The following is a 12,044-nucleotide window of genomic DNA, read 5'->3' as shown; positions in this document are numbered from 1 at the left end:
CCGGAAAATCAATGGAGATGGGAAATCTTGATTGGAGACCCGGGTTTAGCGAGAGAAAATGATCCATTTCCCGAGAATATCCGGCGAGTATCAAAATAAACTCATGCTGTTTGTCTTCCATATGCTTTACAAGTGTGTCGATCGCTTCTTTCCCAAAGTCCTTTTCGCCGCCTCTTGCCAGCGAGTAGGCTTCGTCTATAAACAAAATGCCGCCTAATGACTTTTTGATTAGATCTCTCGTCTTTTGGGCGGTGTGTCCAATATATTCCCCGACCAGATCAGCCCGCTCCGCTTCTATTAAGTGGCCTTTTGACAGGACATTCATTTCAAAAAACAGCTTGCCGATCAGCCGTGCAACCGTCGTTTTTCCCGTTCCCGGATTTCCTTTAAACATCATGTGCAGCGCTTGTTTTCCCACCTTTAAGCCTTGCTCCGCGCGTTTTTGGTTCACAAAAATCCAAGCGTATATTTCCTTGATGTTGCGTTTCATTTCCTCCATCCCAACTAATGCGCTCATCTCTTTTTCAATTTCCTTCAAAATGCCGTGCTTTGCTTCGTTTTTTTGCAATGCAGCCTGATATTCCGCCTCTGCCTCAGCATTCGTCAGCACCTGCTTTTGCCCGTTCAGAATAATGTTGATCTGTCCGTTGTTTTTATAAGTCACAGCGCGCTCCAACATCTTCACCTCTCTGTTCTCTCTATATGATATTCAAGCGGATGCCGATTGTGACAAACGCCTATCATGTGTCGAATCAATTGCTTTTTTCGGGAACGATAAGGAATCCTGCGCTTTCCCGAGAAATACTTTATTTCTTATTGTATTCACGGACATGGGGTGGACAAACCATGAGATTTTGTTTTTAATCATTTTATTAGAGTAATATCTACTTTTCTCCCTTCACGTTGAGAAACATTGATAATCCTTTTTTCATTCAAACGTACTGTTTTTGTGCAAAGCATATCACCCGCCCTAAGATACCTGCAAAGGTGTTTTCTTTCTTGACCCAACCCTTCCTTTTTTCAAAATGAACAGCGCTTTTCTCATATCTAAATGCATGTTTTTAAAATGAAAGCAAAGCTTAAAACCAGCAGGAATCAGTGCAGATAGAATCGAACCCATAATACTCACAAACATCTGACATATGCACATATTTCATTTCAGACCGTATCTGTTGTCGCTTCATGTTGAATTGTGCGCTTTCCCGAGAAATAATTTCCGGATGTTGAAGGGCTATTTCCTCATTTTTCAGATAAATGATAATCGTACAAGCAGAAGCCGTGTTTTTTCATATCCTGTAATGAGGTGATGAAGAATGGTTAAAATTTTTATTGATCCTGGCCATGGCGGGTCTGATCCTGGCGCAACAGGAAATGGCCTTCAAGAAAAAACGTTAACCCTGCAAATCGCTTTTGCCTTACGTACGATATTGACTAATGAATATGAAGGTATTTCTTTGCTGCTGAGCCGGACAAGCGACCAATATGTCAGCTTAAACGATCGAACATCTGCCGCAAATAACTGGGGAGCAGATTTCTTTTTGTCTATTCACATTAATTCCGGGGGTGGCACAGGTTTTGAAAGTTATATTTATCCAAGTGTGGGTGCCCCAACAACGTCTTATCAATCGATCATTCACTCTGAAGTAATACAAGCTGTCGATTTTGCCGATCGCGGCAAAAAAACAGCCAACTTCCACGTCCTAAGGGAGTCGGCCATGCCAGCCTTATTGACCGAAAACGGCTTCCTTGATACCGTTGCCGATGCAAACAAGCTGAAAACGAGCAGCTTTATTCAAAGCTTAGCGAGAGGACATGCAAACGGGCTGGAGCAAGCCTTTAACCTTAAAAAGACTTCCAGCTCAGGGTTATATAAGGTTCAAATCGGTGCATTTAAAGTCAAAGCGAATGCGGACTCGCTGGCAAGGAGCGCAGAAGTTAAAGGGTTTGACTCGATTGTCCTTTTAAAGGATGGCTTATACAAAGTGCAGATTGGCGCATTTTCATCCAAAGACAATGCGGACACTCTCGCTGCCAGAGCGAGAAATGCCGGCTTTGACGCTATTGTGATTCTAGAATCATAGTCGAGACGGAGACAAGCTTCTCATAAAAAAACCCGGCTCCTCATCACGAGAAACCGGGTTTTTTTATACGAGAATATCAACAACAAACTGTGACCATGTTTCCAGACGGTTATAGATATCACTCTGTTTTAATTCAGAAACTTTCATCCATTTACCAGCAATTTGTTCTTTCTCTTTCACTTCCACTTGTGCGCCGGGCTTTAATTGAAGCGCAGATAGAATACCGATATGCACTTTACCGACATTGTTTTCATCATCATTGATCAATCCCAGTGTGACAATCGCCTGTTTATCTTCTTCATTTATTTGCAGTTCTTCCTCAAGCTCACGGTCTGTGTTCAGTTTTAAGACTTCAGCAAATGAAGCTGCCCCTTCGATAGCGTTCATATGGCCTCCAAAGCCGAGAGAAAGTTTGTTGTGCAGACGTGATTCACCGCCGCCGGCCAGCCGCTCGTAAAGGAAGACTTCATCTTCGCGCTTAATGACAACATAAGGTATCGGCTGCTTGAAACGCGGATCTTCTTCCGCGTCTCCCCTTCTCATTTCACGATAGGCCGCTTCGAGCTGAGCCATGATTTCTACTACTCTGCTATCTTCACTGTTCACGCCTTGGAAGGTTAAGCTTTCTTTCTTAAACACATCATCACGCGGGGCGACTAAGATCATTTCATCCATTTTTCCCATGGGTACTGCGTCCTCCTCATTTAACCTTCAAGCCGAAAAGAGCAGATATTATATCTGCTCTTTTTCATCTTCAAAATAAAAGTCATCATCTTTGAGCGGCTCAACTGTCGCTTTTTTATAACCGTTCCCCTTCATAGAGAAGAAGTCATGCGATTTTGTTTTTGTATTTAATCCGTTTAAAACGATCGGATTAATGTCTTCCTCTTCGAAGTATGGATCAAATCCAAGGTTCATCAGCGCTTTATTTGCATTATACCGGATGAATTTCTTTACATCGTGTGAGAGTCCGACTTGATCGTACAAGTCCTCTGTATACTCAAGCTCATTTTCATATAACTCATTCAGAAGGTCGATTGCAAATTCACGAAGCTCTGCTTTTTTCTCTTCTGTCTGTTTATTATAAATTTCCTGAGCAAGGAGACCGACATACACGCCGTGAATCGCTTCATCACGAAGAATCAGGTTAATGATCTCACCGCTTTGCATCAGTTTTCCTTGTCCGTAGAAATATAACGGATAATAGAAGCCGCTGTAGAAAAGGAAGCTTTCCAAATAGACGGAAGCAACCATCGCTTTGAACAGTGATATTTCATCATCTTTTTGGATGGCTTTGTAAAGTCCGACAATGATTTGCGCTTTTTTCTGCAAATATTTATTTTGTTTGACCCATTCGAATACTTCATTGATCGTTTCAGTCGGTGCAAGGGTCATGAAGATATTTGAGTACGATTTCGCATGGACAGCGTTCTCCATCATCGCCATAAAGTTCAGCACCGCTTTCCGCTGGTGGCCGTCTACGTGTTCAGCCACGATCGGCATCCCCGTATTCCCCTGCTCTGTATCAAGAAGCGTAAGTCCGGCAAGTACCTTCATATAAGTGTCCTGCTCATTTTTTCCGAGGTACTTCCATGTGAGGAGATCGCCGTTTAAAGCAATCTCTTCCGGAAGCCAGAACTGTTTCACGTTTTGGTTATAGAACATTTGGGTAAAATCGTCTTCATGCTTTGACCAGTTTGCTGCGTCATAAATTTTTGTCACTATAAACTCTCCTTTAATCAAACAACACAAGAAAGGCAGCTGTCTTGCCCAGTATCTTTCGTTCTTGCATAGTAAATGGTTTTAATTCCTCTATGATGTGCATACAGATCGATTCGGTTTAAATCACGGGTCGTCATTGTGTCTTTTAAGAACAATGTGAAGCTGATGCCCTGATCAATGTGCTGCTGGATAGTCGCGATCATATCCACAACCTTGAACATGTCCATATCGTAGGCTTCTTTATAGAAGAACCAATTATTAGATGCAAGCCCAGGCATTGGGTAGTACGTTTTTGAGTTGCCGTATGTTCTTTCTTCAATTCGTTCCATAATCGGCATAACAGACGCCGTACTTGATTGCACGTATGAGATAGAGCCTGTTGGCGCAATGCATAATCTGTAGCTGTGATACATACCGTGTTCAGCGACAAATGCTTTTAGCTGTTTCCAGTCCTCTGTCGTCGGGATATGCATACCTTCAAACAGATTGGCGATTTTTTCGTATTTCGGCGAGAAATCAGTTGAAACGTATTTGTCGAAGTATTCACCCGTCGCATAGGTTGAGCCTTCATATTGATCAAACGTTTCGCCTTTCTCTTTTGCGATTTCCGCAGAACGCTGGATGGAGTAGAAGTTCACCATCATAAAGAACGTGTTTGCAAAGTCACGCGCTTCCGGGCTTTCATACGCAATGCCGTTTTGCGCAAGGTAACCATGAAGGTTCATAGCGCCTAGACCGATTGATTTCATCGCTTTGTTTGCACGTCTTACAGCAGGCGCATTACGGATGTCAGTCGTTTCAGACACATGTGTTAAAGAGTCTGTCGCAAGCTTGACTGTTTTTTCGATTGATTTATGCTCCATAACATTGAGAATGTTAAGTGAGCCTAGGTTGCAGGAAATATCCAAACCGATTTCATCTTCTTCATCATAGTCTGTGTATGAAGAAACTTGAGATGCCTGCAGCACTTCAGAGCAAAGGTTAGAAAATTTGACCTTGGAAATATGGTTATTCGCATGCACTTTGTTCACGTTATCTTGGAACATGATGTATGGATAGCCTGATTCAGAACGAAGCATCGCCAGTTTTTCAAGCAGTTTCCGCGGGTTGATTTTTTCCTTTTTGACCCGAGGGTTGTCGACAAATTTGTCGTACATTTCGTTCATGTCCATCTCATCCATGTGCTGGCCGTACTCTTTATAAATCGTGTGCGGATAGAACACATAAGCCGCTTTGTCCTCACGTGCAAGCTCAACGAACTTATCCGGAATGACAACACCGATAGAAAGCGTTTTGACACGCACATCTTCATCCGCAGAAATCTTTTTCGTATCAAGAAAATCATTGATATCGCGGTGGAAAATGTTTAAGTACGCCGCGCCGGATCCTTGTCTTTGTCCCATTTGATCAGCATAACGGAACGCGTTATCAAGAAGCTTCATGACACCTACAACGCCTTTTGTGGCATTTTCAACATCTTTAATGGCTTCACCTTTCGCGCGAAGCTTGGACAGGTTAAGAGAAACCCCGCCGCCCAGTTTAGAAAGCTGCATGGAGATATCGATCGCTCTTGAAATGTCGTTTAAGGAATCATTGACTTCCAGCAAGAAGCAGCTGACAAGTTCTCCGCGGCGTTTTCTGCCGGCATTCAAAAATGTCGGTGTGCTCGGCTGATATTCCTGATTGATCATCAGGTTCACATATTCTTTTGCTTTCTCAGTGTCGCCATTTGCGAAGAACAGCGCAACTATCGAGATCCGGTCCTCATAACGCTCGAGGATTTTTTTCTTGTCATTCGTTTTCAAAGCATAGTCATTATAGAATTTAAACGCACTCATGAAGGAAGGAAAACGAAACTTCTTAGCGTAAGCTGTCTTAAACACTTCTTTAATGTCTTCAAAAGAATAAAGGCTTAAGAATTCCTCTTCGTAGTATTGGTTTTCAATCAAATAATCCAGCTTCTCTTTTAAATCGTGAAAGAAAACTGTGTTTTGATTGATATAGTCTACAAAATAGCTATGTACAGCCTCTTTATCCTTATCAAACTGGAATTTTCCATCTTTTTGGATCATGATTTCGTTATTTAACTGGATCCATTTTGGCACTTGATTTTGTGACAACTCTTTCTACCTCCTGAGTAAACAATTCAACGTCTTTAGATGTGCCGCTGAGTTCAAATTTGTGCAAGATCGGCACCTGATATTGTCTAGAAATGGTATCGGCGCTTTTTGCAAAGTTATCGCCCCATACTTTATTGCCGCTCGCAGCGACTCCTAGTAAGAGATGGGCGTATTTTTCGAGAAATGATTGTGTTGATGCCGGTACCTGGCCGAAGTTTGTCGTGTAGGTGACCAAAACAAACGGAGTGTCCACGTGGTCTATTTCGTCCACCTTGCGTATTTGCTGAAAGCCTATTTTATTCACAAACCGCTGAACATTCCCTGTTTTCGAATCAAATATGATTTGTACCACGTTTTATCACGACCTATCAAAAAATATGAATCTCTCATCACTAACACTATATATAGTATACTACCCTCTAACAAAAACACAATATATAGATTCGTTTTTATGAAAAATTCATATTTTGATCAAATCAGGCAAATTGGCAGACTCATTAGGGCCCAAAAAAGAGAGCAGAACGAGAATCATCTCTCGTCCTACTCGGGGTGTCGTTTTTTAGCCGATGTTTATCATAACATGAAAAAAAACTGCTTAGTAGTCTAGATTTTTTTTTCTTAAGCTATCACAGCATTTTTCGCTCTCTACTGTTTCTTCTATTTCAACATCCGCGCCGATCTCTTCTAAAACCGCCTTCAAAGCAGTGATAATTGACGCTTCTCGGATTAATTCTTTTCCGTTCACAATGATACTTGTTCCGTATTCATAGCAAGAATCATCTTCGCAAATTTCTTCCCAATGATTCACGATCACTTTATGCTTCATTTTTTCACCCTCTGTTTGATCTGTGTCTGTATTTAGTTTAGCGGCTGGCATCCGCTTTGTAAATTCGAATGCTTGTGAATTTTATTCAAGCTCATCATCCGCGTATTCTTTCTTCAGCTTTACCTCATTGCGGGACTCATTATACTCATAAATTTTGATATAGCCGTCCTCCATTACGCCAAAATGATTATGTTCAAGCGGAAACGAGGTTGGCTGAGGCGTTTCATAGTCTGAATTGCCGCTGTCTGTTTCAATGATGGTATCTTGATTCCCGCACGCCCCGAACAGTAAAAAAACAGCTATCCACACAAGGGCGATCCTGATTCGTCTCAGTTCTGCTTCACTTTCAAACAAGGTCGCGTCACTCCCAAAGTTCATATTTATACATAATATACCATTTTTTCTTTAGTATGTTGTTCTCATAAAAAAAGACCGTGCCTTGGCATGGTCAGCTTACACAAAAAAGTTTGCAGTAAAAGTGGATTTACATGTTAAAAATGGCTGCCGAGAATCCCCCGGCAGCCTCCCTATGTCTTAACATGGCATTTTTTTGATCTATTCGAGTTCAAGCTGGACGTTTTTTTGCGGCGCAAACGTTGAGATCGCATGTTTATATATAAGCTGCTGCTTACCTTCCGATTCCAGCAATACAGTAAAATTATCAAAGCCTTTTACCTGGCCCCGCAACTGAAAGCCGTTCAGCAAAAAAACAGTGACATACGTATTTTCTTTCCGGATTTGATTCAAAAACTGATCCTGAATATTAATCGGTTTCATGTTTCGTCCTCCTTGATTCTCTATATCATACAGTTTCGATTAAAGTTCGAGTTTTCCTGCTATATGTGTGAAAATTTCCTTTTTTTTCAGCTCCATATCAACTGGCGGTGTCATATCGAACCATGTAACTTGCATTTTGTTGCGAAACCACGTCAGCTGGCGTTTCGCATACCGTCTTGAGTTCTGCTTTAGTTGTTCAACAGCATCAGAAAGTGTCACAAAACCGTCAAAATATGCATACAGCTCTTTATAGCCTATCGCCTGTATCGATTGACAGTCTCTCACATTCTTGTCGTATAAGCGCTTCACTTCCGGAAGAAGGCCTGCCTCCATCATCATATCGACCCGCCGATTAATTCTTTCGTAAAGCGTGTCTCTATCCATTGTCAGCCCGATTAACACTGCATTGTACAGAAGTTCTCGTTTTTGTTCCTTCAAATGCTGCGACATCGTTTTTCCGGATGTATGTAAAATTTCCAGCGCGCGAATGACTCTTCTTATATTATTGGGATGAATCGCAGCTGCCGCCTCGGGATCTGCTGCAGCAAGTTTGGCATGAAGAAAATCAGCGCCTTCCCGTTCAGCAGCGATTTGCATGCTCTCTCGAAACGCAGGATCATTTGCCTCTTCCGTAAATGTATAATCGTAAAGCACAGATTGTATATAAAGCCCTGTACCGCCGACAATCATCGGAAGCTTTCCTCTATTTGCAATCTCGCTGATTTTATTTCTTACTAAGCTTTGATAATCGGCGGTAGAGAAGGAGTCTTGGGGTTCTAAAATGTCAATCAGATGATGAGGAACTCCCTCCATCTCCTGTTCGGTAATTTTAGCTGTTCCAATATCCATCCCTTTATAAATCTGCATTGAATCTCCGCTGATAATTTCTGCGTTTAAGGATTTGGCTAGCTGAATACTTAAATTGGTTTTCCCCACTGCCGTCGGTCCGACTAAAATGACAACGGGCTGCTTCGTATTATTCAATATGTATCACTCTCTTTTATAAATCTCCCCCCATTATAGCATTCAACATGGACAACCACCTATCCATTTTGCCCTTTTTTTGCATCGGTAAACATTCTTCTACCAGCCGAGCGGCTCATTGCCGACAATTTCCCTCGTCCTTCCTTTCAGGGTATGACGATGCGTTTTTCTTTCGTCATCTCTGGGAGCATAAACAACCCCTCCATACTGGATCTCAATCGGCTTGTTATAGGCCAGATACGTCGTTTCTTCAATTTCATGATAATGTGTGCCATCTGCTAAAGGAATCGCCGGCCCTGAGATTCCGTAATACCGATGAAAATGGCCGTTTTCAAATGAAGTGATGCCGGTATAGTAATGTGTATGCTGATCAGTATTTGATCCGTTTGCCGGCTGAGTAAACCCTTCAATCAGATGATAATGGCCCTGTTCCCTCGATGTTTTGACATGATAAGCATGTACGTGGGGCGGCGCTTTCGACCAGTCAGACTGATACAGGCCCAATGTGTTCACATCCTCTTTTTTCCTTGATTCGCCCAATCAAATCCGGGCAGGCTGAATACACTGCATCATCTACACTTTATTACAGGAGGAAAGAAAACATGAACGAGTTAGAGAATTTCAGTCCTGAAGATACAAGAATATTTGGAAGACCTTTCGGATTCGGGAGACCATTTGGATTTGGAAGACCTTTCGGATTCGGTTACGGGTTTGGAAGACCCGGATTTGGCTATGGATTCGGGTTTGGCCGGCCATTCGGATTTTTTGGAGGTCCGTTTATCGGCGGCCTTGCAGGCGGGCTTATAGGAAGCGCTTTATTTAATCCTTATTTGTATGGCGGATACCCCTATTATCCGTATGCCCCGTTCCCTTATTATTATTAATCGCAAAAGACCCCTTAAAAAGGGGTCTTTTTAAGTGTGTAAAAATGAATCTCTTGACTCATACATAGGCATACACTAATATTTTTCTAGCTGAAGTTCTTTTCTAATCTAAAAATATAGTGAGGAGAATTTAAGATGTTAATAGGATATATATTCCTCACGATTGCCATATGTTCGGAATCGATAGGAGCAGCCATGCTGAAAGTATCTGATGGCTTCAAAAAGTGGAAGCCGAGTGCCTTGGTCGTCATTGGCTATTCCCTCGCCTTTTATATGCTGTCACTGACGTTAAACCATATTCCTCTAAGCCTCTCCTATGCGACTTGGAGCGGGGCGGGAACGGTGCTGACGACAGTAATCGGAGTGAAATGGTTCAAGGAAGAACTGAATGCGAAAGGGCTTTTCGGGATTCTTTTATTAATATCAGGGGTTGTATTACTTAACTGGCAGTAAAGGAGTGAGGATGATGAAAGGATTGCTTTATTTGGCTCTCGCCATTTTATCTGAAGTTTTTGGGAGCACGATGCTGAAGCTTTCAGAAGGATTTACACAAGCCTGGCCCATTGCCGGAGTCGTAGCCGGATTTCTTTCCGCTTTTACTTTTCTAAGCTTTTCTTTAAAAACAATTGACTTATCAAGCGCGTACGCAACATGGTCGGGCGTTGGTACCGCGCTTACAGCCATTGTCGGGTTTTTGCTTTTTGGCGAAACCATCAGTTTGAAGGGGATATTCGGTCTCACGCTTGTCATTGCGGGCGTGGTCGTGCTAAATCAGTCGAAAGCCCACGCTGAAGATAAAAAACAGACGGTCTGTGAGTAACCGTCTGTTTTCATTATTCTCCACCCACTTTTACAGAGGCTTCAAGCCGCAGCTCGACATTCCCTTGAATCGCGCGCGAAATCATGCATGACGACTCCGCTTTTTCACAAAGCTTGTGCGCCAATGCAATATCGTCTTGTGAAGCATCATGTTTAAGCACAACAGAGGGACGGTGAATGATCTTTTTGTATGTAAAGACTCCTTTTGTGACGTCGACAATACCTTCTGACTCCATCTGCAAGTCTTCTTTTTCCAGCCCGCTTCTCTCCATCATCGCTGCAAGTGTAATAATGTAACAGGTCGCTGCCGCACCGAGGAGCATTTCATCAGGGTTGGTCCCTTCTCCCGGTCCATCCATTTCTTTAGGGATGGAAATCGATGTGATCAGGTTACCGCTTTCGATCGTACCGACATCATTGCGTTTACCCGGCCAGTTCGCTTTTAAATAAAAATGATGATCTGCCATTGTTTTACCTCCTTTTTCATCCTATTTCAGTCTACTGATCTTCTCGTATTTTGTCTCCTGATCTGCTTGTTACGAATACTCTTTTTCCAGGACACCTTTGATCGCACTGACATAAGCATAAAATTCACTATTCTTTGTGTATTTCCTATTTTTATAATAAAAATCATCAAAAAATGCTTCTCTCTGCTCGCGGCTGATTTCCAGCTGTATACTTAGCCCCGTTTCTCCTTGGTTGTTAATGTTTTCGGCATTCAATCCAGCGAGACCGCTTTTAGACGACGCTAACTCAGCGGAAAAACCTCTCCGCTCAAGAGCTCTCACAATCATTTTCGCCCGCTTTCGGTCCGTTCCCCCTACAAGGGTATTCTTGTTCTCCCCTTTATATCCATGAAAAGCCACAACATATTGATGCTCCTTGATTTTCTTTTTAGCTAATGGCTCATCAAAATTGGTGCTTGTAATATGGAGCGTTTGGTTATCATGGGACTTCAACCCTTCAAACAGGTATGTAGAGTATTCATGATTGAAATACCGAACAAGCTCACTTACTCCGCCTTCAATTCTTCCGCCATGCGGAGACATAATTAAGACTTTGCTTCCTTTTTTCTCATTATATGAAATATCGTAATCGGCTGGGCTCTCATTCTCTGCCAAGCTGCTGAAATTTGAATATGTATCTGGCTGATTTGATGGTTCAGGTTCTAATGAGTAATGAACATATCTCAAGAACAAGACAATGGCTAAGACTAATATGACATTTAGTAAAAATCTTCTCATGTTTAACTCCTTTCATAAGAATGGCACGGTTCATTATATGAGGTTTAGCCAATAGGTTTTATCTTACCATTGTATACACGATATCATCAGTGAAAAAGTTCCCGGTTTCAAAAAATCAATTGATTGTCACGGTTATTAGCGGTTCATTTCAAATAAGAGTGAAAAAAGGTTGAGAGGAAAGACAAAAAAGGTAGGAACAACCTCACTTGGCAAATAAATGTATAGAGGTTTAAGGAGGGTTTTCGTAACAGGCTGTCCGCTTGCTGAGACGGACAGCCTGTTACTGGCCTGCAAAATAAAGTTTTTTCTTATTTGTTCTCACGAAGTCACAGGAGAGGATAGAGTCCAACAAAAATGTTCTGATCTGTTGTTTCGAAAAACAAAATGCTTTGATTTTCGTTTTGCTTTTCTGCCTTACAATAATCGTTCTTTTACTAATTGTTCCGTCTTTCTTCATATATATAATGCTGATTGGCATTTGGCTTTCCAAAGATCGGTGCAAGTAGAAATTCATCAGCTGCTCTCCCCTTCCCAGTTTGATATGATCACATTATAATACGAACAAACGTTCCTTTTCAATCCCCAAT

The 12,044-nt window shown here is 42.0% G+C and carries 17 protein-coding genes; 4 read left to right on the top strand and 13 right to left on the bottom strand.

From position 1 onward, the window contains the following. A partial coding sequence (locus BLL41_RS04405) for an AAA family ATPase (protein WP_071576909.1) occupies nucleotides 1–679 on the bottom strand: 679 nt, incomplete at its 3' end. A gap of 634 nt (nucleotides 680–1,313) precedes the next feature. On the opposite strand from BLL41_RS04405, the gene cwlC reads away from it, so the two are divergent. Beyond that, nucleotides 1,314–2,081 (top strand): sporulation-specific N-acetylmuramoyl-L-alanine amidase, encoded by a 768-nt coding sequence (gene cwlC, locus BLL41_RS04400; protein WP_071576908.1) that lies wholly within the window; start codon nucleotides 1,314–1,316, stop codon nucleotides 2,079–2,081. Between the two features lie 63 nt (nucleotides 2,082–2,144). On the opposite strand, the gene BLL41_RS04395 is transcribed toward cwlC, so the two are convergent. The 9 genes from BLL41_RS04395 to BLL41_RS04355 all read right to left on the bottom strand — a co-directional run bounded on the left by BLL41_RS04395 (nucleotide 2,145) and on the right by BLL41_RS04355 (nucleotide 9,023). Then, the gene (locus BLL41_RS04395; protein WP_071576907.1) at nucleotides 2,145–2,765 is read right to left on the bottom strand and encodes a hypothetical protein; all 621 of its coding nucleotides are present in this window, start codon (nucleotides 2,763–2,765) and stop codon (nucleotides 2,145–2,147) included. A gap of 48 nt (nucleotides 2,766–2,813) precedes the next feature. Continuing rightward, nucleotides 2,814–3,803, bottom strand: coding sequence for a class 1b ribonucleoside-diphosphate reductase subunit beta (gene nrdF / locus BLL41_RS04390; protein WP_071576906.1), 990 nt, complete (start codon nucleotides 3,801–3,803; stop codon nucleotides 2,814–2,816). Nucleotides 3,804–3,820: 17 nt separating this feature from the next. Further along, nucleotides 3,821–5,923, bottom strand: coding sequence for a class 1b ribonucleoside-diphosphate reductase subunit alpha (gene nrdE, locus BLL41_RS04385; RefSeq protein WP_071576905.1), 2,103 nt, complete (start codon nucleotides 5,921–5,923; stop codon nucleotides 3,821–3,823). Beyond that, nucleotides 5,883–6,275, bottom strand: a complete 393-nt coding sequence (gene nrdI / locus BLL41_RS04380) for a class Ib ribonucleoside-diphosphate reductase assembly flavoprotein NrdI (protein ID WP_040083097.1) — start codon at nucleotides 6,273–6,275, stop codon at nucleotides 5,883–5,885. Before nrdI ends, nrdE begins: the two co-directional genes overlap by 41 nt. Nucleotides 6,276–6,518: 243 nt before the next feature. Continuing rightward, nucleotides 6,519–6,749 carry a hypothetical protein gene (locus BLL41_RS04375; RefSeq protein ID WP_003245262.1) on the bottom strand — a complete coding sequence of 77 codons (231 nt, stop codon included), beginning with the start codon at nucleotides 6,747–6,749 and terminating at the stop codon, nucleotides 6,519–6,521. Between the two features lie 81 nt (nucleotides 6,750–6,830). Further along, the gene (locus BLL41_RS04370) at nucleotides 6,831–7,103 is read right to left on the bottom strand and encodes a YmzC family protein (protein WP_014479841.1); all 273 of its coding nucleotides are present in this window, start codon (nucleotides 7,101–7,103) and stop codon (nucleotides 6,831–6,833) included. Nucleotides 7,104–7,304: 201 nt separating this feature from the next. Continuing rightward, nucleotides 7,305–7,526: an RNA chaperone Hfq gene (hfq, locus tag BLL41_RS04365; protein WP_003221097.1), complete on the bottom strand. Its 222-nt coding sequence runs from the start codon at nucleotides 7,524–7,526 to the stop codon at nucleotides 7,305–7,307. Nucleotides 7,527–7,565: 39 nt separating this feature from the next. After that, nucleotides 7,566–8,510, bottom strand: a complete 945-nt coding sequence (gene miaA / locus BLL41_RS04360; RefSeq protein WP_071576904.1) for a tRNA (adenosine(37)-N6)-dimethylallyltransferase MiaA — start codon at nucleotides 8,508–8,510, stop codon at nucleotides 7,566–7,568. Nucleotides 8,511–8,609: 99 nt separating this feature from the next. Continuing rightward, nucleotides 8,610–9,023: a YmaF family protein gene (locus BLL41_RS04355; protein ID WP_083427920.1), complete on the bottom strand. Its 414-nt coding sequence runs from the start codon at nucleotides 9,021–9,023 to the stop codon at nucleotides 8,610–8,612. Between the two features lie 89 nt (nucleotides 9,024–9,112). Here BLL41_RS04355 and BLL41_RS04350 point away from each other — a divergent pair, with 89 nt between their 5' ends. From BLL41_RS04350 to ebrB, 3 genes are all read left to right on the top strand, one after another. After that, a complete protein-coding gene (locus BLL41_RS04350) occupies nucleotides 9,113–9,394 on the top strand; it encodes a hypothetical protein (RefSeq protein WP_014664059.1) in 282 nt (93 codons plus the stop codon). 135 nt (nucleotides 9,395–9,529) lie between these two features. Beyond that, nucleotides 9,530–9,847 carry a multidrug efflux SMR transporter subunit EbrA gene (gene ebrA / locus BLL41_RS04345; RefSeq protein WP_014664058.1) on the top strand — a complete coding sequence of 106 codons (318 nt, stop codon included), beginning with the start codon at nucleotides 9,530–9,532 and terminating at the stop codon, nucleotides 9,845–9,847. Between the two features lie 13 nt (nucleotides 9,848–9,860). Next, on the top strand, nucleotides 9,861–10,214 hold the full coding sequence (ebrB, locus tag BLL41_RS04340; protein WP_071576902.1) for a multidrug efflux SMR transporter subunit EbrB: 354 nt from the start codon (nucleotides 9,861–9,863) through the stop codon (nucleotides 10,212–10,214). 13 nt (nucleotides 10,215–10,227) lie between these two features. Here ebrB and BLL41_RS04335 read toward each other — a convergent pair whose 3' ends face one another. The 3 genes from BLL41_RS04335 to BLL41_RS22960 form a co-directional block, all read right to left on the bottom strand. Further along, a complete protein-coding gene (locus BLL41_RS04335) occupies nucleotides 10,228–10,680 on the bottom strand; it encodes an OsmC family protein (protein WP_071576901.1) in 453 nt (150 codons plus the stop codon). A 69-nt stretch (nucleotides 10,681–10,749) separates the two neighbouring features. Beyond that, a complete protein-coding gene (locus tag BLL41_RS04330) occupies nucleotides 10,750–11,457 on the bottom strand; it encodes a poly-gamma-glutamate hydrolase family protein (RefSeq protein WP_014664055.1) in 708 nt (235 codons plus the stop codon). A gap of 280 nt (nucleotides 11,458–11,737) precedes the next feature. Next, the gene (locus BLL41_RS22960; protein WP_071576900.1) at nucleotides 11,738–11,971 is read right to left on the bottom strand and encodes a hypothetical protein; all 234 of its coding nucleotides are present in this window, start codon (nucleotides 11,969–11,971) and stop codon (nucleotides 11,738–11,740) included. Between the last annotated feature and the right edge of the window lie 73 nt (nucleotides 11,972–12,044).

This window comes from Bacillus sp. FMQ74, assembly GCF_001875785.1.
GTDB lineage: Bacteria > Bacillota > Bacilli > Bacillales > Bacillaceae > Bacillus > Bacillus stercoris.
Note: the sequence above shows the minus strand (reverse complement) of the source record. Positions and strands in the feature narration are given on the sequence as shown.

Coding starts and splice junctions, on each gene's coding strand:
- BLL41_RS04330 (WP_014664055.1), bottom strand. CDS start 11,457: ATGAGAAGATTTTTACTAAATGTCATATTAGTCTTAGCCATTGTCTTG.
- BLL41_RS04375 (WP_003245262.1), bottom strand. CDS start 6,749: ATGAAGCATAAAGTGATCGTGAATCATTGGGAAGAAATTTGCGAAGAT.
- BLL41_RS22960 (WP_071576900.1), bottom strand. CDS start 11,971: ATGAATTTCTACTTGCACCGATCTTTGGAAAGCCAAATGCCAATCAGC.
- BLL41_RS04395 (WP_071576907.1), bottom strand. CDS start 2,765: ATGGGAAAAATGGATGAAATGATCTTAGTCGCCCCGCGTGATGATGTG.
- cwlC (WP_071576908.1), top strand. CDS start 1,314: ATGGTTAAAATTTTTATTGATCCTGGCCATGGCGGGTCTGATCCTGGC.
- hfq (WP_003221097.1), bottom strand. CDS start 7,526: ATGAAACCGATTAATATTCAGGATCAGTTTTTGAATCAAATCCGGAAA.
- ebrB (WP_071576902.1), top strand. CDS start 9,861: ATGAAAGGATTGCTTTATTTGGCTCTCGCCATTTTATCTGAAGTTTTT.
- BLL41_RS04335 (WP_071576901.1), bottom strand. CDS start 10,680: ATGGCAGATCATCATTTTTATTTAAAAGCGAACTGGCCGGGTAAACGC.
- ebrA (WP_014664058.1), top strand. CDS start 9,530: ATGTTAATAGGATATATATTCCTCACGATTGCCATATGTTCGGAATCG.
- BLL41_RS04350 (WP_014664059.1), top strand. CDS start 9,113: ATGAACGAGTTAGAGAATTTCAGTCCTGAAGATACAAGAATATTTGGA.